The sequence below is a fragment of the Streptomyces sp. NPDC098789 genome (assembly GCF_044759975.1).
In the GTDB taxonomy this organism is placed as follows: Bacteria; Actinomycetota; Actinomycetes; order Streptomycetales; family Streptomycetaceae; genus Streptomyces.
Genome location: NZ_JBIWAJ010000021.1, coordinates 31,296 through 52,585, shown reverse-complemented (window position 1 = coordinate 52,585; position 21,290 = coordinate 31,296). Strand labels below are relative to the sequence as shown.

Here is a 21,290-nt window from a genome sequence, read left to right as displayed (position 1 = left end):
CCCCTGGCCGAGGGGGAGGATTCCTGCCCCTCCCGGGTCAGACGGCGATGCCGAGCTCCAGCGCGAGCGAGCGGGCGTCGGCCCGCACCGTACGGGGGCCCGTCCTGGCCAGTTCGGGCAGGACCATGCGGGTGTGCATGTTGAAGCGGACCGTCTCCGGCGAGGTCGCGCGGGCCTTCTGGAGCAGGGCGACGGTGGCCACTCCCTCGCCCCGGAGGCCGTGGGCCCGGGCCATTTCGATCAGGTGGTACGAGCGGCGCGTCTGCGACGGGACCGTGTCGAGGTCCAGGGCCGCCGCGACCTCCAGCGCCTTGCCCGGCTGCACCAGGTCGTTGTGCATGGTGAGGGCGTACGCGTTCACCACGCCGCGGCCGAAGATCAGCCACGGGTGCGCGTAGTCCTCGCCGAGGCGCCCGGCGGCGTCGTTCGCGCGGTCCCAGTAGCGCCAGGCGAGCCCGGCACGGCCGACCTTCGCGAAGCTGAGCGCGACCGCGAGTTGGAGCAGGCCCCAACGGGCGAGTTCCCCTTCGTCGTCCTGCCGGAGCAACGAGGCCGCCTGTTCGGCGAGTTCGACGCGGGCGTCCGCCGCCTCGTTGGCGTCGCGGTAGAAGTGGTTCATGTACCAGGCGGCGCCGGCGATCGCGCGGGGACTGTCGGCGTCCTGGGCGGCGGTCATCGACCGGTCGCCGGTCATCATGACGAGTTCCGGCGCGGGTTGGAACGCGAGGAAGAGCTGGGCCAGGTGATACGTCTGCGCCTGTGCGACGAGGGCGCTGCGCCGGTCCACGCCTTCGAGGGCGCGGGACGCGTGTTGGGTGTCCGCGAGGAGGTCCGGCAGGAGGCGGGCGACCCGCGAGCGGTGGTCGCCGTCACCGTGCCAGAGCCGCCACGCCTGCCGCACGCGCGCGTGCAGCACCTCGGCGGACTGCGGCTCGACGTCGGCGGGCGTGAGCCGGTACGTGGTCAGCGCCCGTTTGACGGCGGGCAGGCCGGAGTGCGCGGACTTCGTGTACGTGGCGGCGGCGATCCGGTCGTCACCGGTGAGGTCGGCGACGTCGCACTCGTAGAGGGCGGCGAGACGGATGAGCATGGGCAGCCGGGGCATCCCGATGGCGCCCGACTCGATTCCTTTGATCCACTCCGGGGACCGACCCACCAAGCCGCCCGCGACGGGCCTGGTCAGACCGGCGCGGTCCCGTGCCGTGCGGGCGCGCTGGGCGAACGTCTGCGGGGTGGGGGTCTGACGGACGGGGTCGTACTGCTCGGGCATGCGGGACTCCGTTCTGGCCGGGACACCGAGAACGCTACTCCCCTTTCCCGAAGGGGAGATGGCGCAACAGGCCCCCCGACCCGGCCCCGGCCGGGGTCGGGGTCCAGCAGGTCTCCAAGACCTCTTGAGGGGCTGGGGTGACGGTGGCTGGATCCGGCCTCAGACCTGGAGGACCCACATGACCATGGCTCCCGAAGCCCCGCCCATACCGGTTCTGGACCGAGCCGCCGAACTGGCCGAGATCAAGGCCCTGGCCATCGCAGGGCCCGACGAGCGGGCCACCGAGCGCCAGCACGCCAAGGGCAAGCTCACCGCGCGCGAGCGCATCGACCTGCTGCTCGACCCGGGTTCCTTCCAGGAGATCGAGGCCCTGCGCCGGCACCGGGCCACCGGTTTCGGGCTGGAGCACAAGAAGCCCTACAGCGACGGCGTGATCACCGGCTGGGGCACCGTCGACGGCCGCAACGTCTTCGTCTACGCGCACGACTTCCGCATCTTCGGCGGCGCCCTGGGCGAGGCCCACGCCGAGAAGATCCACAAGGTGATGGACCTCGCCGAGGCCGCGGGGGCCCCGCTGGTCTCGCTGAACGACGGCGCGGGGGCCCGTATCCAGGAGGGCGTCAGCGCGCTCGCCGGCTACGGCGGGATCTTCCAGCGCAACACCCGGGCCTCGGGCGTGATCCCGCAGATCTCCGTGATGCTGGGCCCCTGCGCGGGCGGCGCCGCCTACAGCCCCGCGCTGACCGACTTCGTCTTCATGGTCCGCGAGACCTCCCAGATGTTCATCACCGGCCCCGACGTCGTCCGCGCCGTCACCGGCGAGGAGATCACCCAGAACGGCCTCGGCGGCGCCGACGTGCACGCCTCCGTGTCCGGCGTGGCCGCCTTCGCCTACGACGACGAGCCGAGCTGCCTGGAGGACGTGCGCCACCTGCTCTCGCTGCTGCCCTCCAACAACCGCGAGAGCGCCCCCCGCGAGGCCTGCGACGACCCGGTCGACCGGACCAACGACGCGCTGGAGCAGATCGTCCCGGCCAACCCGCAGCAGGCGTACGACATCCGCAAGGTCATCGAGGAGACCGTCGACTACGGCGAGTACTTCGAGGTCCAGCCCGCCTGGGCACAGAACATCGTCTGCGCGCTCGCTCGGATGGACGGCCACGTCGTCGGCTTCGTCGCCAACCAGCCCGCCGCGCTCGCGGGCGTCCTCGACATCCACGCCTCGGAGAAGGCCGCGCGCTTCGTGCAGTTCTGCGACGCCTTCTCGATCCCGCTGGTCACGCTGGTCGACGTACCCGGCTTCCTGCCCGGTGTCGACCAGGAGCACAACGGCATCATCCGGCACGGTGCGAAGCTGCTCTACGCCTACTGCAACGCCACCGTCCCGCGGATCTCGCTGGTGCTGCGCAAGGCGTACGGCGGCGCGTACATCGTCATGGACTCGCGCTCGATCGGCGCCGACCTGGCGCTCGCCTGGCCCACCAACGAGATCGCCGTGATGGGCGCCGAGGGCGCGGCCAACGTGATCTTCCGGCGGGAGATCGCCGCCGCCGACGACCCCGAGGCGATGCGCGCGCAGAAGATCAAGGAGTACACGACCGAGCTGATGCACCCGTACTACGCGGCCGAGCGCGGCCTCGTCGACGACGTCATCAACCCGCAGGAGACCCGCGCCGTCCTCATCCGGTCCCTTTCGATGCTCCGGTCGAAGTACGCCGACCTGCCGTCGCGCAAGCACGGGAACCCGCCGGTATGACCAAAGACGCGGAGAGCCGAGGGAGTGGAGAAAGGGGCGGGAGAGGTGAGACGGAAGGTGAAACGAAAGGAACAACTCCGGACAGCGAAGTCTGGCGGATCGTCCGGGGTCGTCCCGACAGGGTCGAAACCGCGGTGCTGACCGTAGTACTTTCGGCATTGTTCCGCAGGTCGGACGGCATGTCTGAGCAGCTCCCCGGCACGGTACCCTCCGGCTGGGACCGCACCCCGAACAGCCGATTCCGGTCCGCGGGGACGTGGCGCGACCACGGCTGAAGGACTGCCGTGGCGACCACCGCACCCGTGCGCACCACACTCCCGAGGAGGACGAGCCCGTGAAGGACCCCAAGGACTCGAAGGCCAGGCTGGACGCGCTGCGCGCGGACATCGAGCGCCGCAACCCGGCCCAGCCGGAGTTCCACCAGGCTGTGCGAGAGGTACTGGAGACCCTCGCGCCCGTCTTCGCCGCGCGCCCCGAGTACGCGGTGCCGGGACTCGTCGAGCGGCTCTGCGAGCCGGAGCGGCAGATCATCTTCCGGGTGCCGTGGACCGACGACCACGGCCACGTCCAGGTGAACCGCGGCTACCGCGTCGAATTCAACAGCGCGCTCGGCCCGTACAAGGGCGGCCTGCGGTTCCACCCGTCCGTCGACATCGGCGTCGTGAAGTTCCTCGGCTTCGAGCAGATCTTCAAGAACGCCCTGACCGGCCTCGGCATCGGCGGCGGCAAGGGCGGCAGCGACTTCGACCCGCGCGGCCGCTCCGACGCCGAAGTCATGCGCTTCTGTCAGTCCTTCATGACCGAGCTCCAGCGCCACATCGGCGAGCACACCGACGTCCCCGCCGGTGACATCGGCGTCGGCGGCCGCGAGATCGGCTACCTCTTCGGCCAGTACCGCCGCATCACCAACCGCTGGGAAGCCGGCGTGCTCACCGGCAAGGGCCGCGGCTGGGGCGGCTCGGCGATCCGCCCGGAGGCCACCGGCTACGGCGCGGTGCTCTTCGCCGCCGAGATGCTGAAGCTCAAGGGCCTCGGCCTGGAGGGCCGCACCGCGGTCGTCTCCGGCTCCGGCAACGTCGCGATCTACACGATCGAGAAGCTGCACAAGCTCGGCGCGCACCCGCTGACCTGCTCCGACTCTCAGGGCTACGTGCTCGACGAGAAGGGCATCGACATCGAGCTGCTCAAGCAGATCAAGGAGGTCGAGCGCGGTCGCGTCAGCGACTACGCGGCCCGGCGCGGCGGCTCGGCCCGCTTCGTGCCCGGCGGCCGGGTCTGGGAGGTGCCCGCGGAGGTCGCGTTCCCCTCGGCCACCCAGAACGAGCTCGACGTCCAGGACGCGCGCGCCCTGATCGCGGGCGGCGTCAAGGCCGTCTCCGAGGGCGCCAACATGCCCACCACCCCGGAAGCGGTCCGGATCTTCCAGGAGGCCGGTGTCGCCTTCGGCCCGGGCAAGGCCGCCAACGCGGGCGGCGTCGCCGTCAGCGCCCTGGAGATGAGCCAGAACGCGGCCCGGGTCTCCTGGACCGCGGAGCGCGTCGAGCAGGAACTGGCCGGGATCATGCGTGACATCCACGCGGTCTGCCACGAGACGGCGGAGCGCTACGGCGCCCCCGGCGACTACGTGACGGGCGCCAACATCGCGGGCTTCGAGCGCGTCGCGGACGCGATGCTGGCCCAGGGCATCATCTAGCCGACGGGCCGATCGGGCCGATCGGGCGATAGTCGACAGGCCGATAGGTCGACTCCTCGTGAAGAGCGAGCGGGCGGACGGGCGGGAGGTTTCCGCCCGCCCGCCCTTCCGTGCGCCCGCATGTCGTTCCGCGCCCCGCCGTCTGACACCCTGGGACGCAGTCGACGACGGACAGGGGACCCCTCGGTGCTGCTCAAGGCCTTGCACGGCATCCACGGAGACCGCGCGGACGCGGTCACCATCGCCGGCCGCTCCACCTCGTACGAAGACCTGCTGGGCGCGGCCCGCGCGGTGGCCGCCGACGTGGCCGGAGCCCCCGCCTTCGCCGTGACCGCGACCGCCTCCCTGGAGACCGTCGCCGCCGTGGTGGGCGGGCTGCTCGCCGGGGTGCCGGTGGTCCCCCTGCCGCCGGACGCGGGGCCCGCCGAGCGCGACCACATCCTGCGCGACTCCGGCGCCGGGCTCATCGAGGTCGACTTCGCCCGCCGGGCCGCCGCGGATCCCGTGGCCCGCGCCGCCGGGCCCGACGACCCGGCCCTGATCCTCTACACCTCGGGCACCACGGGCGCCCCCAAGGGCGTCGTCCACACCGCCACCGCCCTCGCGGCCGGCCTCGACGCACTCGCCGACGCCTGGCAGTGGAGCGCCGAGGACACCCTGGTGCACGGGCTGCCGCTGTTCCACGTCCACGGCCTGGTCCTCGGCGTCCTGGGCGCCCTGCGCACCGGCAGCCGCCTGGTCCACACGGGCCGCCCCACCCCCGCGGCCTACGCCGCGGCGGGCGGCAGCCTGTACTTCGGCGTGCCCACCGTCTGGTCCCGGATCGCGGCCGACCCGGCCGCCGCCGCGGCGCTCTCGGGGGCCCGGCTGCTGGTCTCCGGCAGCGCGCCGCTGCCCACCCCCGTCTTCCGCTCGCTGTCGCAGCTCACCGGCCACGCGCCGCTGGAGCGCTACGGCATGACCGAGACCCTGATCACGCTCAGCGCCCGGGCGGACGCCGTGCCCCGCCCCGGTACGGTCGGCACCCCGGTCGCGGGGGTCCGTACCCGGATCGCCGTCGAGCCCGGGGCCGACATCGGCGAACTCCAGCTCACCGGGCCCACCCTGTTCAGCGGCTACCTCGGCCGGCCCGAAGCCACCGCCGCCTCCTACACCGAGGACGGGTGGTTCCGTACGGGCGACATCGCGGCCATCGACGCGGACGGCCTCCACCGCATCGTCGGCCGGGCCTCCATCGACATGATCAAGTCGGGCGGCTACCGGATCGGCGCGGGCGAGGTCGAGAACGCGCTCCTCGACCACCCGGCCGTCAGCGAGGCCGCCGTGGTCGGCGTCCCCGACACCGACCTCGGCCAGCGCATCGTGGCCTTCGTCGTCGCCGAAGGCGTCGGCGCGAGCGAGCTCACGGACTTCGTCGCGGCCCACCTCTCGGTGCACAAGCGCCCGCGCGAAGTCCGGTTCGTCGCCTCGCTGCCGCGCAACGCGATGGGCAAACCCCAGAAGCGGCTGCTGCTTTCACCGGAGGAGCGGTGAACCACCGCCGGGCCGCGAAGCGTTGGACGTGCTGACGCCGAAGCGTTGACGGCGAAGCGTTAACGGCGTTAACGCCGTTAACGCCCGGCGAAGAGCGGGTCGTGGACCTCGCAGGGCGGTCGCACCTTCGGCAGCCGGTAGGCCATGCGGTCCCGCAAGCGGCCCGTCCACGGCTCCTGCGGGGAGCGCCGTCGGGCCAGGAAGTGCCGGCTGTGGCCCGCTCGCAGCTGCGCGCGGTACTCCTCGACCAGCGGCGCCCGATCCCCCAGCCAGGCCCGCATCCGGTCCTCCACCAGGCAGAAGTAGCAGCGGTCCGAGGCGACCATGTGGTGCATCTTCCCGTCGGGCTGCGCGTCGCCGGTGAAGCTGGTCACGGCCAGGGTGCCGGTGAAGAGCACGCACAGCCCCAGCACTTGGGGATCCTCCCGCGCCTCGGCCCGCTCGATGATCCGCGCGTAGCCCGCGGCGTCGATGTACGAGATCCGGGCGGCCAGGGTCCGCATCGCGGCCAGCGAGCTGAACACCGCGCACACCAACGAGAACCCGGCGACCACCGGCACCGACCAGGACGGCCCGGTATCGGCCAGGGTCCACAGCAACCCGGCGTTGAAGACGGCCATGACCAGCACGGCCACCCGCAGCCCGACGCCGCTGGTGCGCACCGTCCGGTAGGCCAGCCCGAGGAAGGTGGCGGCGAGCACGGGCTCGACCACGTCGAACGCCCTCACGCGTGACCCCCCCCCCGTCACCGAGTCCGGGTCCTGGTACGGCTCCGGATGCGGACCCCAGGATCGCGCAGCGCGCGCCGCCCGTCGAGAGGGGCGACCGACACCCTCTAGGGCGTGTCCAGCAGTCGGGTCCCGGCCGCGGCCCGCACCTCGGCGCTCTCCATCGGGTCGTCGCGCAGCGCCGCGATCCGCTCCAGGACGTCGGGGCGCGACGGGGTGTGGGCGATGCCCAGCAGCCGCGAGCCCTCCTCGCAGTCCCAGAGGGATTCGGTGTGGGCGCGGTCGGTACCGTCGCCGGGGTCGATGGCGGCCAGCGCTTCCAAGTAGGCGGCCCGTTCGTACGAATGCGGGGTGCGCAGCCAGAACCGGCGCAGGACCGGCGCCGCTCCGGCGGCCGCCGGACCGAAGCGGACCAGCCGCTTCGCCGTGGCGTCGGGGCCGCACCAGGCGCGGGCCCGCCACTGGTCGTCGAGTTCGGCGACGAGGGCCGGTATCACCTCCGGGCCGAGGTGGTCGGCGAGGACCTCCGAGCCGAGCTGGGCCAGCCACTCCCGCTCGTCGTCCACCCAGCGGCGCGCGGCCGGTACGGCGAGCGGGCCGAGGTGGCGGACGGCCCGCCTGAGCAGGGGAAGGGGACGGCCGCCGCCCGGCGTGACGAGCGAGGGCACGAGCGGGATCAGCCCCTCCACGGGCTCCCGGCGGGACAGCTCGCGCAGGGCCTCGATCCTGCCGCCGGCCGGGGGGCGGGCCCCGGCCAGCAGGTCGAGCAGCTCGCCGTCGGCGAGGCCGCCGAGGTCGTGGGCGACCGGACCCGGGTCCGAGTGCTGGACCTCGATCCCGAACCGGGTCCACGGCTCGGTGGGCCAGGGCGGCTCGGGCTCGGCGCCGATCCGGGCCCGCGCGACCCCGCCGAGGTCCTCCCACCACTCCGGGGGCCAGCTCAAGGCGAGCGACTCCAGCACGGCGACCCAGTGCGTGCCCTGGCGGACGTACTGGCGCAGGGCCTCCCGCGCCTCGGCGCAGCCGCCGAGGGCGAGCAGTTCGAGCACGTCGGTGGCCCGCTCGCACTGCCGCTCGTCCCCGCCGAGCAGCTCCACGACCGGGCCCCGGGCCAGCCCCAGGTCCCGGACCAGCCCGGCCAGATAGCGGGCGCGGTCGTCCGTACCGTCCCACCGCCAGTCCCGCCGGACGCTGTCGTGGACGAAGGGCGCGGCCTCGCCGGGACCCTCCAGCGCGCGGACGGCGCCCAGCCCGCGCCCCCGTTGCAGCAGGCCCTCGACGGAGTCGTGGGGGGCGTAGGGCATCACATCGGCGTCGTTCATCCGTACGGACGATAGTCGGAAGAGGGGGGTGTGGTGCTGGGCGCGAACGTCGACACGGTGATCACGGGACCATCGTCAGCACGATCTTGCCTTGGATGTGGCCGTGCGCGGCCCGCGTGTGTGCGCTGCCGGCCTCGGGCAGCGGGTAGGTGCTGTCCACCCCGACCTGGAGCTTGCCCTCCTCGAACAGCCGCCCGATCTCGGCGAGTTGGGGGCCGTTGGAACGTACCTGGAGGGTCGAGACCGTGATGCCCAGGCGCGCCGTCTCTTCCGGGTCGTACTGGGCGAAGAACACGGGAAGCATGGTGCCTCCGCGCTTGAGCACGCTCAGGAAGCGCGAGCTGTCCGGGCCGCCGACGGTGTCGATCACCAGGTCGACGTCGCCGACCACGTCCGCGGCACGCGTCGTGGTGTAGTCGATGAACTCGTCGGCGCCGAGCTTGCGCAGGAACTGCTCGTGTCGGCCCGAGGCCACCGCGATGACGTGTGCCCCCTGCCACTTCGCCAACTGCACCGCGAAGTGGCCCACTCCACCGGCGGCCCCGTTGACCAGCACGGTCATCCCCGGTGTGATCGGCACCGGCCGGTGCACCTGGCCGGTGAAGACGGACGGCACGTCGTGGCCGAGATCGATCAGGTACTGCCAGGCCGTCAGCACGGCCATCGGCGCCCCGGCCGCCTGTACGTGGTCGATACCGGCCGGCTTGTGGGCCAGGTCCGAGGCCGGCGCGGCCACGTACTCGGCGTAGGTCCGGCCGTCGAATCCGGGGAACCGCAGCATGCCGAAGACCTCGTCACCGACGGCGAAGCCCAGCACGTCGGGAGCGACCGCCTCGACCACGCCCGACATGTCCGTGCCGGGGGTCAGGGGGAAGGTGAGCGCCGGTCGCATCTCGGCCGGCATGACCTTCATGCCCTCGCGCAGGTACCAGTCCGGCGGGTTGATGCCCGCCGCGTGCACCCGGACGAGCACCTCGCCCGGGCCGATCTCGGGCACCGGCACCTCGTCGTACCGCAGAACTTCCGGGCCGCCCGCTTCGTGGAACTGGATAGCCTTCATCGCGCCTGTCGCTTTCTCGGGGAAACGTCGATCTGTTGCTCCTTCAGTCAAGGCCCAGGGCGCCCCGGCCGTCCAAGACCGGTTCGGCAACCTGATCATTCCGAAACGGCATGATGCGTACGCTGGAGGGGTGAACGATCTCGGGCAGGACCTGGAACTGCGGCTGGTGCGCTACTTCACCGTGGTGGCGGCGCACCAGCACTTCGGCCGTGCGGCCGCCGACCTGCACGTGGCCCAGCCGGCGCTGAGCCGCCAGATCCAACGGCTGGAGAAGCACCTCGGCGCACGGCTGCTGGACCGCGTACCCCAGGGCGCCCTGCTCACCGCGGCCGGTGAGAAGTTCCTCCCCCGGGCCCGGGCCCTGCTACAGGCCGCCCACCAGGCCGAGTTGGCCGTCCGGGATCACGTCGAGGCCGATCGCATCACCATCGGCTACGTCGAAGACCTGGTGATCACCGCCGCCGTACGGGAACTGCGCCGCCGTCACCCGGACGCCGAGATCGCCACCCGGCACCTGAGCTGCCGCGACGTCGGGGCGCTGGCCGACGAGCACGTCGACGCCCTGATCGCGCGGGCCCCGCTGCCGCTCGCCGCCGACGAGGTGTCCACCACCCCGCTGTACCAGGAGCCCCGGATGCTCGTGGTTCCGCGGGGCCATCCCTTGGCCGACCGCGCGTCGGTGACCGCGGAGGAGCTGGCGGGCGAGGCGGAGGCGGCGCCGTGCGCGTTCGAGACCGAGGGCTGGACTTCCTACCGGATCCTCAAGTCCGGCGTGCAGCTGATCGAGGGCACCGAGGGCATTGAGGACATCGAGAGCTACGAGAGCATCGAGAGTTACGAGGACAAGCTCGAACTCGTCGCGAGCGGCCGGGCGATCGCCGTACTACCGGTCGGCGACCGACGCAGCTCACTGCGCCCCGACCTCGTCACCGTCCCGATCGAGGGCGCTCCCCCCAGCCAGGTCGTCCTGGCCAGCCGCAAGGGCGACCCGAATCCGATGATCCGGAATCTCCGACTGGCGGCCGAGGCCGTCCTCCCGTTGCGGTCCTGACCACCACGGGTTCCACATCCCGGGCCGCGTCATCGGCTCTGGCGCCGCCGCTCGCGGTGGGTGCGGCGCGGGCGTACGAGTGCGTCGAGCTCGCCCACGGCTGCGCGGACGTGGGCCGGGCCGGACCGGAGGCGCTCGCCCGCGCACCACCAGGAGAGCCGCCCGTCCGCCTCACGCGGATGCATGCCGAGGTCGTGCTCGGCACAGAGCGGCCAAGCCCGCCAGAGGCGCTCGGTGACGGTCTCCTGTGCGGCGTCGGCGACGGCCGCCAGGGCGAGGGCGAGGTTCTCCGCCGACTCCGGATACAAGGGATTGCCGTGCCACTCACCGTTGGCCAAAGCGACGTAGACGTTCTCCGGCCCGTTCTCGGCGTACGGGGGAAGGGCCAGCAGCTGGAGGGGTTTCTGCTCCGGCACGGTCACCGCCAGATCGCGGTTGAGCAGAGCGAGGGCCTCGCCCCACAAGGGGTACTCGCCCGGGGGGACCGGTCGGGGCTCAGGGCGGTCGAAGGGAGCACGCATGACGGCCATCCTGCACTGCGGTCGCCACCTCCGGCGCCCGGGCGTCACCAATAGGTCAGGACGCTCGGTGACAGGCGGAATCCCTTCTCCGTCGCCCCTGCCGGTCCTGGCGCCGCCGGCCACGGGACCGTTCTCCATCCCTCTTCCGGTGGGCCCCGAGTCCCCTCCGCGAACGTCGTCACGTCAACGCGAGCATGGGAGGGCGCCCCGATGAAGGCACAGCCGACGGAGACGAGAAGAGCCCCCGAACGGCCCGTGGCCCTGGTCACCGGAGCGACCAGCGGCATCGGACTGGCCATCGCCAGGGACCTCGGTGCGCGCGGTCACCGGGTGTTCCTCTGCGCGCGCACGGAGGCGGCGGTGAAGCAGACCGTCGAGGACCTGCGGGCCGAAGGGCTGGACGCGGAGGGCGTGGCGGCCGACGTGCGCGACCGCGCGTCGGTGGCGGAGCTGGTGGCGGCGGCCACCCTGGCCTTCGACGCGCCGATCTCCGTCCTCGTCAACAACGTGGGCCGCAGCGGCGGCGGTGCGACCGCCGACCTCACCGACGAGCTGTGGCACGAGGTCATCGACACCAACCTCAACAGCGTCTTCCTCGTCACCCGCGAGGTGCTCGCCCAGGGCGGGCTCGCCGCCGCGAGTTGGGGCCGGATCATCAACATCGCCTCCACCGCCGGCAAGCAGGGCGTCCTGCTCGGCGCCCCCTACTCCGCCGCCAAGCACGCCGTCGTCGGCTTCACGAAGGCGCTGGGCAAGGAACTGGCCCCGCTCGGGGTCACCGTGAACGCGGTCTGCCCCGGGTACGTCGAGACGCCCACCGCGGCCCTGGTGCGCAGCGGTTACGCGCAGGTGTGGGACACCACCGAGGAGTACGTGCAGGAGCAGTTCGAGGCGCGGATCCCGCTGGGGCGCTACTCCACCCCCGAGGAGGTGGCCGGCCTGGTCGGGTACCTGACCACGGACCTCGCCGCGTCCATCACGGCGCAGGCGCTGAACGTGTGCGGCGGGATGGGGAACGTCTGAGGCGGGCCCCGCCGCGGGCTGCGGGCTGCGTGTAATGTGCGCGACAAAGCGCGGCCGGCTCTGGAACCCTGCAGGTCCGGGGCGTGCGGCCGTGCGCGAGGCCGAGCTCCCCAGAGCCCGTTGCGCAGCCGCACAGGAGTGGTGATCGATGAGTTTCACGTTGCAGGGACCGGTTCTGGAAGGCGCCCTCGTGCGCCTGGAACCCCTGGAGCCGCGGCACGCGGTGGACCTGGCCGTGGCGGTGGAGGAGGAGCGGAGCTCCTACGGCTTCACGTGGGTGCCGACGGCCGCCGAGGTCGAGGGGTACGTCGACACGCAGCTCGGCCGGGCCGCCGACGGGACGGTGGCCCCGTACGTGCAGGTCGACCGGGCGTCGGGCCGGGCGGTCGGCGCCACGGCCTACTTGGACCCGCGGAGCTACCTCCCGGGCGGGGGCCTGTCCGCGGTGGAGGTCGGCTTCACCTGGCTCGCGTCGTCGGCCCAGGGCACGGGGATCAACGCGGAGGCCAAGTACCTGCTGTTCCGGCACGCCTTCGAGCAGTGGGGCGTGGACCGGCTCGACCTCAAGACGGACGCGCGCAACGCACGGTCGCGCGCGGCCATCGAGGGGGTCGGCGCCCGGTTCGAGGGCGTGCTGCGCAGCTGGTCCCGGTCCTGGGCGCCGGGCGAGGAGGGGCGGCTGCGTGACTCCGCGATGTTCTCGATCACGGCGGCGGAGTGGCCGGACCGTCGCACCGCGCTCGAAGCACGGATCGCCCGCGCCCTCGACCGCCGCGGCGTCCCCGCGCCGTAGGCCCGTAGGCCCCGTAAAGACCGTAAGGACGATAGGGGCCGGTCGGCTCACCGCACGGTGGGTGATCCCGAGACCTCCCACACCACGGCCCACGGCGCGATCCCCGAGGCCCGCCAGGCGGCGGGCACCCGCTCCTCCACCGGTTCGTCCGACAGCAGTACGTGCCGCAGCGCGGGCAGCGTGGTCCCGCGCGCGGCGGCCCCGGTGAGCCGCGCCAACCCGGAGGGCAGCTGCGTCAGCACCGTCACCTGCTGGTCCTCCAGCAGCTCGGCGAACTCGCGGGCGTCCGCCCCGGTGTCCTGGTCGACGACCACCGCGAGGCCGCCCGAGAGCAGCGGCCCCCATATCTCGCGCATGCCGAGGTCCAGGCTCAGCGAGTGGAAGGACGTCCACACCTCCTGCGGCCCCGCCTCCAACAGCGGAACGATGCTGTCCACCCAGGACAGCACCTCCCCGTGCGTCACCGGGTCCACGGACAGCGCCCGGCCGGGGTTGCCGCCGCCGGAGGGGAGGGCCAGGAAGGCCGCGTCCTGCGGGAGTTCGCGCGGTGCGCCGGCGCCCCGCGGGCGGGTCGCGATGACGAAGGGGCCGGCCTTCGCCACGGGTATCTCGTCGCGCAGCAGTCCGCTGTCCGAAACGACGAGCGACGCACCGGCGTCCCGCATCAAGAATTCTTGGAGCCCCGCGTTGTGACCGGGCTCCAGCGGGAGTACGGCCGCCCCCGAGCGCAGCGCGCCCACGACGGCGCCCGCCGACAGGCACGAGCGCCGGGCGCGCACCGCGACCGCGAGCCCCGGCCCCGTGCGCCCCGACAGCTTGCGCGCGATCTCGTCGGCGAGCCAGTCCAGTTCCAGGTAGGTCGCCTGCTCCTCGGCATCGCGCGCGGCGATGCGCACCGGGTGGCGGGCGGCCACGGTCGCGAAGCGGATGTCGATGCGGTCCCGGCGCTCCGTCCGTTCCCGGGCCGGGTCGAGCCCGATCCGGCCGAGCAGACCGCCGAGGTCGGCGGACAACTGGTCGAGCTCCGGATGCTCCGGAGTGGGGTTCATGGGGCCTCCCGGACCTCGCTGCGGTCTTCCACGGCCCGATGGTGTCGGCGCGCGCCTGAGGATCACTCAAGTTCCGCCGTACAGAACGCGTCCAGGCCGGGTGGAGGGTCGCTCGGGGAGCGCCGGGGGCCGGGTGGAGGTGCGCCGGGAGGGCGGCGCGGGAGCTCCTCGGACGTCGCCGGAGATCGCTTCGGGAGTCGCTCGTCGACGGCTCAAGGCGGGGTCGAGGGGGGCTGGGGAGGCTGTGGCAGGGGCGGGTAAGGCATGCCTACGATTCGAGGGTTCCCGCCGCCGCCACGTACTCCACGCCCCCTGTCGCGGGCCCAGGCCGTAGACGCACGCGTATGGAGGAGAGCTTCGTGGCTATGGCCCGTCTCGCGAGACTGGACTTGACTGTACTCATGACTCAGAACACGCAGAACACGCAGAACGCGCAGATCACCCTCGTCATCGGCGGCACCGGAAAGAGCGGGCGCCGCGTCGCGGAAAAACTCACCGCCCAGGGACTTCCGGTCCGGGTCGGATCGCGCCATGGTGAGCCGGCCTTTGACTGGAACCAGCCGGACACCTGGACCGCGGCCCTGGAGGGCGTCAGCCGGGTGTACGTGACCTACTACCCGGACTTAGCTTTCCCGGGTGCCGCCGAGCAGGTCGGCGAGTTCTCCAAGCTGGCCGTCGCGAGCGGCGCGCGCCGCCTGGTGCTGCTCTCGGGCCGGGGCGAGGAGGCCGCGGAGGTCAGCGAGGACAACCTCAAGGCCTCCGGCGCCGACTGGACCGTGGTGCGGTCCAGCTGGTTCAACCAGAACTTCAACGAGAGCTTCTTCCTGGAGCCCGTCCTGGCCGGCGAGATCGCCCTGCCGACCGGGGACGCCGTGGAGGCCTTCGTCGACGTCGACGACATCGCCGACGTCGTGGTGGCCGCCCTGACCGACGACAAGCACATCGGCAAGACCTACGAGCTGTCCGGCCCGCGGCTGCTCAGCTACACCGACGTCGCGGCGGAACTGACCAAGGCCACCGGCCGGGAGATCACGTACATCTCGGTCACCAACGAGGAGTACCGCGCCGTCCTGCGGGAGAACGACCTCCCGGAGGAGTTCGCCGACCTGTTCACCATGATCCTGGACGGCCGCAACGCGCACCTGGTGCACGGGGTCGAGGAGGCCCTGGGCCGCAAGCCCAAGGACTTCGCCGACTTCGCCCGCGAGGCGGCGGCGACCGGGGTCTGGAACGTCTGACCGGGGCGTACGTACATCCCGGGACGCGCCCGTCCGTCCGTGAGAGCGCCCGGGATGTACGTACGACCGCACGCCCTACCGCCCCCCTACAGGAGGCCCCGATGACCGGCACCCCCCGACCGTCCTTCTCCAGCTCCAGCGAGAACGGACTGGCCGCGCTCCCGCCGCACTTCCACGGGTTCGCGCTCATGCACATCGCGATGCGGCGCGACGCGGCGCGGCTGCGCGCGGCGGCGCCCGCCTGGCGCGGCGGTGGCGCCGAGTGGTGGCAGCGGCTGCGCGAGGTCATCGAGTGGCACCACACCAGCGAGGACGACGTGCTGTGGCCGGGGCTGCGCCGCCGTGACGCCGACTTCGACGCGCAGGCCCGCGAACTGCACGACGACCACGAGGAGTTGGACGCCGCGATGGCGGCGGTGTCCACGGCCGTGGGGCGCGGCGGAGACGGGCTGGCCCCGGCCGCCAAGGCGTTCGAGGAGATCCTGCACGGTCACCTGCGCGACGAGGAGCGCGTGGTCTTCCCGGTCTTCGACCGACTGGGGGAGCGGGCCTACCTGGCGGAGGAGCGCAAGGTGGTCTCCAGTGCGCCGATGCGCGTGATGACGTACCTCCAGCCGTGGATGTTCGACGGCGCGAGTCGGGAGTCCGTCTCCCACGTGTCCTCCACCATTCCACCGCCGGTCCGGCTGATCGGTGCGACGCTGTTGCGCAAGCGGTACGAGCGCACACTGAAGGGACTCCTGACGTGACGAGCACGACGACCCAATCGGCCACCCTGGTGGCGGCGACGGTGAGCACGGGCCTGATGGCCGGTCTGTACTTCGCCTTTGACATCTCGGTGATGCCGGGCCTGGGACGCGGTGACGACCAGACCTACGTGACCGCGATGCGGAACATCAACGACGCCATCGACAACGGGCTGTTCGGCCTGCTCTTCCTCGGAGCCTTCCTCGCCACGGGCGTGGCGGCCGCGCAGCAGCAGCGCGGCGGCCGACCGGACGCGGCGCGCTGGGGCTGGACGGCCTTCGGGCTGTACGCGCTCTCGCTAGTGGTGAGCGCGGCGATCAACATCCCGCTGAACAGCCAACTGGCGCGCGCCGGAGCCGACTTCGGAGCCGCCAGGTCCCGCTTCGGGCCCCGCTGGACCGGCGGCAACATCGTGCGCACCGTGGCCTGCACGGCGGCCCTCGCCGCGCTGGGCCGGGCGCTGACCCTGCACGGCCGCGGCTCGGTCGCGTAGCACCACCCCCGTGACGGCGCCCGCTCTCAATTCCGTCCCCCGCGGGGGAGCGGGCGCTTCGGATCCACCGGTACGAGGACGAGGACGAGGGAAGGCCACGGCACCCCCATGGACACACTGACCGGCCTGCTCGAAGGCCCCAAGGCCCGCGGCGCCTTCCTCCTGAAGTCCGTCTTCAACCCGCCCTGGTCGCTGCGCGTCGAGGACCGGGCCCCGCTGTCCGTCGTCACGATGGTGCGCGGCGAGGCGTGGCTGGTCCCGGACCGGGGCGAGCCCGTACTGATCCGCCCCGGCGACCTGACCGTCGTACGCGGCCCCGATCCGTACACGGTCTCCGACAGCCCGGACACCCCGGTCCAGATCACCGTGGGCCCCGAGCAGCGCTGCAACACGCAGGAGGGCGAGGACGTCACCGACACCATGGCGCTGGGCGTGCGCTCCTGGGGCGAGGCCTTCGAGGACGACGGCTCGGCCATCATGCTGAGCGGCACCTACCAGGCACCCAGCGAGATCGGCCGGCGGCTGCTGAACGCCCTGCCCACGATCCTGGTCCGGCCGGCCGCGTCCGGCGACGACACCCTGGTCCGGCTGCTCGCGATGGAGATCGGCAAGGACGAACCGGGCCAGGAGATCGTCCTGGACCGGCTCCTGGACCTGCTCCTGATCGGCATCCTGCGCACCTGGCTCGCCGACCCGGGCAGCGGCGCGCCCGCCTGGTACCGCGCCCAGAGCGACCCGGTGGTCGGCCCGGCGCTGCGGCTGCTGCACGAGAACCCGGCGTACGGCTGGACCGTCGAGGAACTCGCCCTCAAGGTCGGCGTCTCCCGCGCCTCGCTGGCCCGCCGCTTCGCGGAGGTCGTCGGCGAACCCCCGGTCGCCTACCTCACCGGCTGGCGCCTGGCCCTGGCCGCCGACCTCCTGCGCGAACCGGACGCCACCGTCGCCACGGTCGCCCGCCGCGTCGGCTACAGCAACGCCTTCGCCCTCTCGACGGCCTTCAAACGCGTCCGCGGCGTGAGCCCCCAAGAATTCCGCGCCGGCACCACCCCCGACACCCCCCAAGAAGCCCCCACCCCGGCCCGCACGGTCATTTTGGGGGCGTGAGGGGCGCGGGCCCCTGTGGACACGAGCGACGGCCCCCGACGGCATGCGGAGCGCGTCGGGGGCCGGCGCCGTGCGGTGGCCTCAGGAGGCCGGGGCGAAGCTCGTCACCGTGGGGTGCGGGGTGGTGGTGCCCACGCCGGGGAAGAGGGTGACCCGGCCGGCGGTGTCGGCGGACCACAGGTCGGGCAGGCCGTCGCCCGTGAGGTCACCGTCCGCGCCGATCCGGGGGTGCGTCCCGGTGGGCAGCGTCGCCAGGACGGGACCCTTGGTCGGGTCGACGAAGGCGGAGAAGTCCGGTGCGTCGGGCGTGCCCGTGACGGAGAAGGCGCGGACCGCGCCGTCGGCCCGGGAGCGGGCCCACAGGGTCGGAAAGGCCGTGCCCTGCGCGGGCCCGGGGGTGAGCAGGTCGTAACCGGCCCAGCCGGGGGCGGCATCGGAGAGGAGGATGACCGAGTCGTCGAGCTGGCGGGTGGATCCGCGCAGCGCCAGCCAGAGCCGGCCGTTCTCGACGAAGAGCACGGAGGTCTCCGGCAGGATCCCGCTGGCGTTGGCGGTGTCCCCGAAGGGGGAGCCGTAGGCCGCGACCTGGGTGACCTGCGACCAGTCGGCGCCGTAGCCGTGCTGCCCGCAGGCGATGGCCCCGCCCGCCGGGTCCATGCAGGTGGTGGGCTTGCGGACCACGCTCGGCGACTGATCGGTGAAGGCGCCCGTTCGGTCATTGCTGAACACGTACAGGGACGAGTCGCCCGGTGCGTGGGCCAGTAGGTCGTCGACCTGCTGGTAGCCCAGGGTCCCGCGGTGCGTGTACTGGACGTTCGCCCAGCTGCCGCTGCCACCGGGGGCGGCCGAACGGTGTGCGTTGGCAGGGGACTTGGGGTCCGATCCCCACGTGCGGAGGTCGCCCGCGGCGTCGGGGACCAGGACGTCCGGGGTGCCGTCGGCGTCGATGTCGCCGAAGGACGCCGGGCGGGCGGACGGCTGGGCGTAGTACGTCAGCACCGCGGGCTGCGAGACGTTGCCCGCTTCGTCCATCGTCTGGAGCCGCACGCTCTGACTGCCCCAGGTCGGCGGCTTGAGCCTGATGTCGGCCGCGCCGTCGACGAGGCGTACGACCCGGCTGTCGGTCGCCGCGTCCGAGCAGCGCCAGCCGACGCTGGGGACCGTGTCCGTCGACCAGCGGGCGCAGGCGATCCCCGAGCCGGTGTCGGAGCCGCGCAGCGTGAAGGTGGCCAGCTGGCCGACCTGCTTGGGCGTCGCGTCCGTGGTGACCTCCGCCGTCGGCGGCGTGTGGTCCACGCGGAAGTAGCACCACGCCGTGTAGGGGCCGGTCAGCGTGCCGTCGGTGCTGCGGGCGCGCCAGGCGTACTGGCCGCCGTCCGCCAGCCGGTCGCGGGGCACGTCCGTACGCGCCTCGCCGAGCGGTGCCCAGGACGTCGGGTAGTCGGTGCGCGGGCCGCCGTACGCGGTGTCCCACAGCTGGAAGTCCGTCCGCACTTGGGTGGCGCGCGGGGCGGTGACGTTCACGCGGAGCGCGACGTCGGAGAGGCCGACCCAGCCCGCGCCGCTCCCGGTGTACGGGTCGGTGTCGCAGTCGGAGTAGCGGCCTTCACCGGCGAAGCCGGGCGCGGGAGAGGTGCGGGCGGCGGTGGCCCTGGGCGCCGCCGGGTCCTGTGCGGCCGCGGAGGCGGGCGCCGCCGCCGGCAGGCCGAGCCCGAGGGCCAGCGCTGCCGTCAGCAGTATGCGAGCACGTGGCATGGTGATGTGTTCCCCCCTGGGAAGTCGACGCGATCAGCCGCAGGCATCGGGCGTGATCCCGTGAGGGAGCAGAACTATCAGATCGCGCTGACATCTCCACCAGGTTTACGCTCCCGCCCGCGCCACCGCCGTCAGGACCAGGGTCGGGGTCGTCAGCCAGCGGCCCGTGTAGTGGGGGTCCAGCGCGGGGGCCGTGGGCGGGGGGTGGAGGGTGCAGGTGAAGCTGCCCGTGGGGGAGAGGGACAGGGTGGCCTGGCGGAAGCCGAGCCAGGTGCCCGTGGCCGGGTACCACGCCTTGTACACCGCCTCCTTCGCCGAGAAGAAGAGCCGTTCCCACGGGGTGGCCGGGTCCGCCGCGGCCAGGTCGGACAGGTGGGCGCGCTCCGCCGGGGACGTGATCAGGCCGAGTACGCCCGGCGGGAGCGGGCCCGCCGGTTCGGCGTCGATGCCCAGGGCCGCGGTGCGGCCGAAGTGGTCCGCCACCGCCGCGCGGTAGCCGTCGCAGTGGGTGATGCTGCCGACCACCCCGGTCGGCCAGGCCGGGGCGCCGCCCGGGCCCGGGAGCAGCGCGACGGGGGCGTGCCCGAGGTCGGCCAGGCAGCGCCGGGCGCAGGCCCGGGCCGTCGCGAACTGGCGGTGGCGGCGCGCCCGCCGGCCCGTCATCAGGGCCTCCTCGGCCGGGAACAGCGGAGCGGGCGCCGCGTCGTCGAAGGCTTCCGACGACGCGACGCCCGGGGGGAGCAGGGACTCGATCATCGGCGCGAGGTGAGCTCCGCGACCGCCGCCACCGCCAGCAGCGGGCGCTCCAGCGGCAGCATGTGCCCCGCGCCGGAGACCGGTTCGAAGCGGGCGCCCGGCAGGGTCTCCGCGAGGATCTCCGCGAGCGCGGGGGCGATCACCTTGTCGCCCTCCCCGTGCAGCACCACCGCGGGCACCCGTACGGACTTCAGCGCCGCGCGCGCGTCCCAGCCCCGCGTGCTGCGGAAGAACTCCGCCCGCACGTGCGGGGCGGTCGCCGCGAACAGCTGCCGGTTCACGTCCAGCGCGACCGGGTCCACCCCCTTGCCCATCGTCGAGGACAGCAGCTTGCCGCCCAGCCAGGACCGGCGCAGCGCCCAGGAGAAGAGCGCGTTGCCCATCATCTTGACCTCGCTGTCCGGGGTGTCCTGGCCGTGCGCGGCCGTCCCCAGCAGCACCAGCCCGTGCAGCCGCCCGGCCCCGGGGTCCTGGGCGGCGTACGCCAGGGCCGCGAACCCGCCGCCCGAGTGGCCGGCCACGACCGCCCCGCGCGCGCCGGTCTCCTCCAGTACGGACGCCAGGTCCGAGCCGAGCCGCTCCATCGAGACCGGGGTCCGGCCGAGGGTGGAGGCCCCGTGCCCGCGCTGGTCGTACAGGACCACCCGGTGCCCGGCCCGGATCAGCCGGTCCGTGACCGTGCCCCAGACCCGACGGGTGTGCGCCCAGCCGTGCACCAGGACCACGTCCACGGCCGGCGCCGTGCCCGCCAGCGGGGTCAGCACGGTCACCGCCAGCTCCGCGCCGTCGTCCGTCCGTACGGTCAGCTCCCGGCTCAACTCGCGGGCGAGGGAGGCCTCCATGGCCGCGCTCATCCCCGCGCCCCCGCACCCACCGGCGCCAGCCGGCGGCCGAGCGACTCGAAGGCCGACAGGGCCCCCTTGGAGTGCTCCGCGCCCAGGTCGGCGACCTTGGACAGGACCTTCAGGAAGCCGTTCGGGGTGCCGATGAAGTGCATCGAGATCCGGGTGCGGCCGTCCACCAGCGGCTCCAGCCCGAAGGAGGCGGTCCCGCGGAAGACCCCGTCGACGTACGCGACGTCCAGCCGTCGGCCCGGGTCCACCGCGACGGTGCGCTGGGTGAAGCGGAGCTTGAGGCCGCCGTTGTCGGAGCCCTTGGTGTGGACGGTCACCGCGACCCGCCCGCCGACGCGGTCGGCGGCGCCGGAGAGCAGCTCGAAGGTGTTGCTCGGGACCCACCATTCCTTGGCGCCCTGCAGCTCCGCGACGAGCGCCTCCCAGACGGCGGGCGCCGGGGCGTCGATCACCGCCTCGTCGATCCGGTCGTAGGTCGTCATGGCGAAACCCTCCAGTGGGCCGGGGAACGGGTACGTGTGCGGGTGTGGGTACGGGACGGCGA

The 21,290-nt window shown here is 73.1% G+C and carries 20 protein-coding genes; 10 read left to right on the top strand and 10 right to left on the bottom strand.

What is annotated here, in order from left to right:
* Window positions 1-37: 37 nt before the first annotated feature.
* Window positions 38-1,270: a helix-turn-helix domain-containing protein gene (locus tag ACIQWR_RS32885; protein ID WP_404017175.1), complete on the bottom strand. Its 1,233-nt coding sequence runs from the start codon at window positions 1,268-1,270 to the stop codon at window positions 38-40.
* Between the two features lie 178 nt (window positions 1,271-1,448).
* Here ACIQWR_RS32885 and ACIQWR_RS32880 point away from each other — a divergent pair, with 178 nt between their 5' ends.
* The 3 genes from ACIQWR_RS32880 (at window position 1,449) to ACIQWR_RS32870 (ending at window position 6,252) form a co-directional block, all read left to right on the top strand.
* Window positions 1,449-3,026, top strand: coding sequence for an acyl-CoA carboxylase subunit beta (locus ACIQWR_RS32880; protein ID WP_404017172.1), 1,578 nt, complete (start codon window positions 1,449-1,451; stop codon window positions 3,024-3,026).
* A gap of 334 nt (window positions 3,027-3,360) precedes the next feature.
* The gene (gene gdhA, locus ACIQWR_RS32875; protein WP_399267992.1) at window positions 3,361-4,719 is read left to right on the top strand and encodes an NADP-specific glutamate dehydrogenase; all 1,359 of its coding nucleotides are present in this window, start codon (window positions 3,361-3,363) and stop codon (window positions 4,717-4,719) included.
* Window positions 4,720-4,908: 189 nt separating this feature from the next.
* Complete coding sequence (locus tag ACIQWR_RS32870; protein WP_404017436.1) at window positions 4,909-6,252, top strand: AMP-binding protein; 1,344 nt, start codon at window positions 4,909-4,911, stop codon at window positions 6,250-6,252.
* 77 nt (window positions 6,253-6,329) lie between these two features.
* Here ACIQWR_RS32870 and ACIQWR_RS32865 read toward each other — a convergent pair whose 3' ends face one another.
* From ACIQWR_RS32865 to ACIQWR_RS32855, 3 genes are all read right to left on the bottom strand, one after another.
* Window positions 6,330-6,980 carry a hypothetical protein gene (locus ACIQWR_RS32865; protein WP_404017169.1) on the bottom strand — a complete coding sequence of 217 codons (651 nt, stop codon included), beginning with the start codon at window positions 6,978-6,980 and terminating at the stop codon, window positions 6,330-6,332.
* Window positions 6,981-7,087: 107 nt separating this feature from the next.
* Entirely contained in the window at window positions 7,088-8,302 is a 1,215-nt protein-coding gene (locus ACIQWR_RS32860) for a hypothetical protein (RefSeq protein ID WP_404017167.1), read from the bottom strand.
* Between the two features lie 61 nt (window positions 8,303-8,363).
* Entirely contained in the window at window positions 8,364-9,362 is a 999-nt protein-coding gene (locus ACIQWR_RS32855) for an NADP-dependent oxidoreductase (RefSeq protein WP_404017164.1), read from the bottom strand.
* A 130-nt stretch (window positions 9,363-9,492) separates the two neighbouring features.
* On the opposite strand from ACIQWR_RS32855, the gene ACIQWR_RS32850 reads away from it, so the two are divergent.
* On the top strand, window positions 9,493-10,413 hold the full coding sequence (locus ACIQWR_RS32850) for a LysR family transcriptional regulator (protein ID WP_404017161.1): 921 nt from the start codon (window positions 9,493-9,495) through the stop codon (window positions 10,411-10,413).
* Window positions 10,414-10,442: 29 nt separating this feature from the next.
* Here the strand turns inward: ACIQWR_RS32850 and ACIQWR_RS32845 are convergent, their stop codons facing one another.
* Window positions 10,443-10,934 (bottom strand): hypothetical protein, encoded by a 492-nt coding sequence (locus ACIQWR_RS32845; protein ID WP_404017158.1) that lies wholly within the window; start codon window positions 10,932-10,934, stop codon window positions 10,443-10,445.
* A gap of 210 nt (window positions 10,935-11,144) precedes the next feature.
* On the opposite strand from ACIQWR_RS32845, the gene ACIQWR_RS32840 reads away from it, so the two are divergent.
* Both ACIQWR_RS32840 and ACIQWR_RS32835 read left to right on the top strand, forming a co-directional pair.
* Entirely contained in the window at window positions 11,145-11,957 is an 813-nt protein-coding gene (locus ACIQWR_RS32840; RefSeq protein ID WP_404017156.1) for an SDR family NAD(P)-dependent oxidoreductase, read from the top strand.
* Between the two features lie 148 nt (window positions 11,958-12,105).
* Complete coding sequence (locus tag ACIQWR_RS32835) at window positions 12,106-12,750, top strand: GNAT family N-acetyltransferase (RefSeq protein WP_404017153.1); 645 nt, start codon at window positions 12,106-12,108, stop codon at window positions 12,748-12,750.
* Between the two features lie 47 nt (window positions 12,751-12,797).
* Here the strand turns inward: ACIQWR_RS32835 and ACIQWR_RS32830 are convergent, their stop codons facing one another.
* Window positions 12,798-13,799, bottom strand: coding sequence for an AMP-binding protein (locus ACIQWR_RS32830; RefSeq protein ID WP_404017150.1), 1,002 nt, complete (start codon window positions 13,797-13,799; stop codon window positions 12,798-12,800).
* 401 nt (window positions 13,800-14,200) lie between these two features.
* On the opposite strand from ACIQWR_RS32830, the gene ACIQWR_RS32825 reads away from it, so the two are divergent.
* From ACIQWR_RS32825 to ACIQWR_RS32810, 4 genes are all read left to right on the top strand, one after another.
* On the top strand, window positions 14,201-15,037 hold the full coding sequence (locus ACIQWR_RS32825; RefSeq protein ID WP_399268009.1) for an NAD(P)H-binding protein: 837 nt from the start codon (window positions 14,201-14,203) through the stop codon (window positions 15,035-15,037).
* Window positions 15,038-15,138: 101 nt separating this feature from the next.
* Window positions 15,139-15,786, top strand: coding sequence for a hemerythrin domain-containing protein (locus tag ACIQWR_RS32820; RefSeq protein WP_404017146.1), 648 nt, complete (start codon window positions 15,139-15,141; stop codon window positions 15,784-15,786).
* Window positions 15,783-16,277: a DUF1772 domain-containing protein gene (locus ACIQWR_RS32815; RefSeq protein WP_404017145.1), complete on the top strand. Its 495-nt coding sequence runs from the start codon at window positions 15,783-15,785 to the stop codon at window positions 16,275-16,277. Before ACIQWR_RS32820 ends, ACIQWR_RS32815 begins: the two co-directional genes overlap by 4 nt.
* 108 nt (window positions 16,278-16,385) lie before the next feature.
* On the top strand, window positions 16,386-17,381 hold the full coding sequence (locus ACIQWR_RS32810) for an AraC family transcriptional regulator (protein WP_404017142.1): 996 nt from the start codon (window positions 16,386-16,388) through the stop codon (window positions 17,379-17,381).
* 81 nt (window positions 17,382-17,462) lie between these two features.
* Here the strand turns inward: ACIQWR_RS32810 and ACIQWR_RS32805 are convergent, their stop codons facing one another.
* The 4 genes from ACIQWR_RS32805 to ACIQWR_RS32790 all read right to left on the bottom strand — a co-directional run bounded on the left by ACIQWR_RS32805 (window position 17,463) and on the right by ACIQWR_RS32790 (window position 21,228).
* On the bottom strand, window positions 17,463-19,136 hold the full coding sequence (locus ACIQWR_RS32805; protein ID WP_404017139.1) for a hypothetical protein: 1,674 nt from the start codon (window positions 19,134-19,136) through the stop codon (window positions 17,463-17,465).
* 105 nt (window positions 19,137-19,241) lie between these two features.
* Window positions 19,242-19,892 carry a 4'-phosphopantetheinyl transferase gene (locus ACIQWR_RS32800; RefSeq protein ID WP_404017137.1) on the bottom strand — a complete coding sequence of 217 codons (651 nt, stop codon included), beginning with the start codon at window positions 19,890-19,892 and terminating at the stop codon, window positions 19,242-19,244.
* Window positions 19,889-20,746 (bottom strand): alpha/beta fold hydrolase, encoded by an 858-nt coding sequence (locus tag ACIQWR_RS32795; RefSeq protein ID WP_404017135.1) that lies wholly within the window; start codon window positions 20,744-20,746, stop codon window positions 19,889-19,891. The genes ACIQWR_RS32800 and ACIQWR_RS32795 overlap by 4 nt, the downstream gene beginning before the upstream one ends.
* A complete protein-coding gene (locus ACIQWR_RS32790; RefSeq protein WP_404017132.1) occupies window positions 20,743-21,228 on the bottom strand; it encodes an SRPBCC family protein in 486 nt (161 codons plus the stop codon). Before ACIQWR_RS32790 ends, ACIQWR_RS32795 begins: the two co-directional genes overlap by 4 nt.
* Window positions 21,229-21,290: the final 62 nt, after the last annotated feature.

Bases quoted from the DNA above. Each gene is read 5' to 3' on its own strand.
- ACIQWR_RS32885 (WP_404017175.1), bottom strand. From the start codon at position 1,270: ATGCCCGAGCAGTACGACCCCGTCCGTCAGACCCCCACCCCGCAGACG.
- ACIQWR_RS32880 (WP_404017172.1), top strand. From the start codon at position 1,449: ATGACCATGGCTCCCGAAGCCCCGCCCATACCGGTTCTGGACCGAGCC.
- ACIQWR_RS32860 (WP_404017167.1), bottom strand. From the start codon at position 8,302: ATGAACGACGCCGATGTGATGCCCTACGCCCCCCACGACTCCGTCGAG.
- ACIQWR_RS32855 (WP_404017164.1), bottom strand. From the start codon at position 9,362: ATGAAGGCTATCCAGTTCCACGAAGCGGGCGGCCCGGAAGTTCTGCGG.
- ACIQWR_RS32845 (WP_404017158.1), bottom strand. From the start codon at position 10,934: ATGCGTGCTCCCTTCGACCGCCCTGAGCCCCGACCGGTCCCCCCGGGC.
- ACIQWR_RS32840 (WP_404017156.1), top strand. From the start codon at position 11,145: ATGAAGGCACAGCCGACGGAGACGAGAAGAGCCCCCGAACGGCCCGTG.
- ACIQWR_RS32835 (WP_404017153.1), top strand. From the start codon at position 12,106: ATGAGTTTCACGTTGCAGGGACCGGTTCTGGAAGGCGCCCTCGTGCGC.
- ACIQWR_RS32830 (WP_404017150.1), bottom strand. From the start codon at position 13,799: ATGAACCCCACTCCGGAGCATCCGGAGCTCGACCAGTTGTCCGCCGAC.
- ACIQWR_RS32825 (WP_399268009.1), top strand. From the start codon at position 14,201: ATGACTCAGAACACGCAGAACACGCAGAACGCGCAGATCACCCTCGTC.
- ACIQWR_RS32820 (WP_404017146.1), top strand. From the start codon at position 15,139: ATGACCGGCACCCCCCGACCGTCCTTCTCCAGCTCCAGCGAGAACGGA.
- ACIQWR_RS32810 (WP_404017142.1), top strand. From the start codon at position 16,386: ATGGACACACTGACCGGCCTGCTCGAAGGCCCCAAGGCCCGCGGCGCC.
- ACIQWR_RS32805 (WP_404017139.1), bottom strand. From the start codon at position 19,136: ATGCCACGTGCTCGCATACTGCTGACGGCAGCGCTGGCCCTCGGGCTC.
- ACIQWR_RS32800 (WP_404017137.1), bottom strand. From the start codon at position 19,892: ATGATCGAGTCCCTGCTCCCCCCGGGCGTCGCGTCGTCGGAAGCCTTC.
- ACIQWR_RS32795 (WP_404017135.1), bottom strand. From the start codon at position 20,746: ATGAGCGCGGCCATGGAGGCCTCCCTCGCCCGCGAGTTGAGCCGGGAG.
- ACIQWR_RS32790 (WP_404017132.1), bottom strand. From the start codon at position 21,228: ATGACGACCTACGACCGGATCGACGAGGCGGTGATCGACGCCCCGGCG.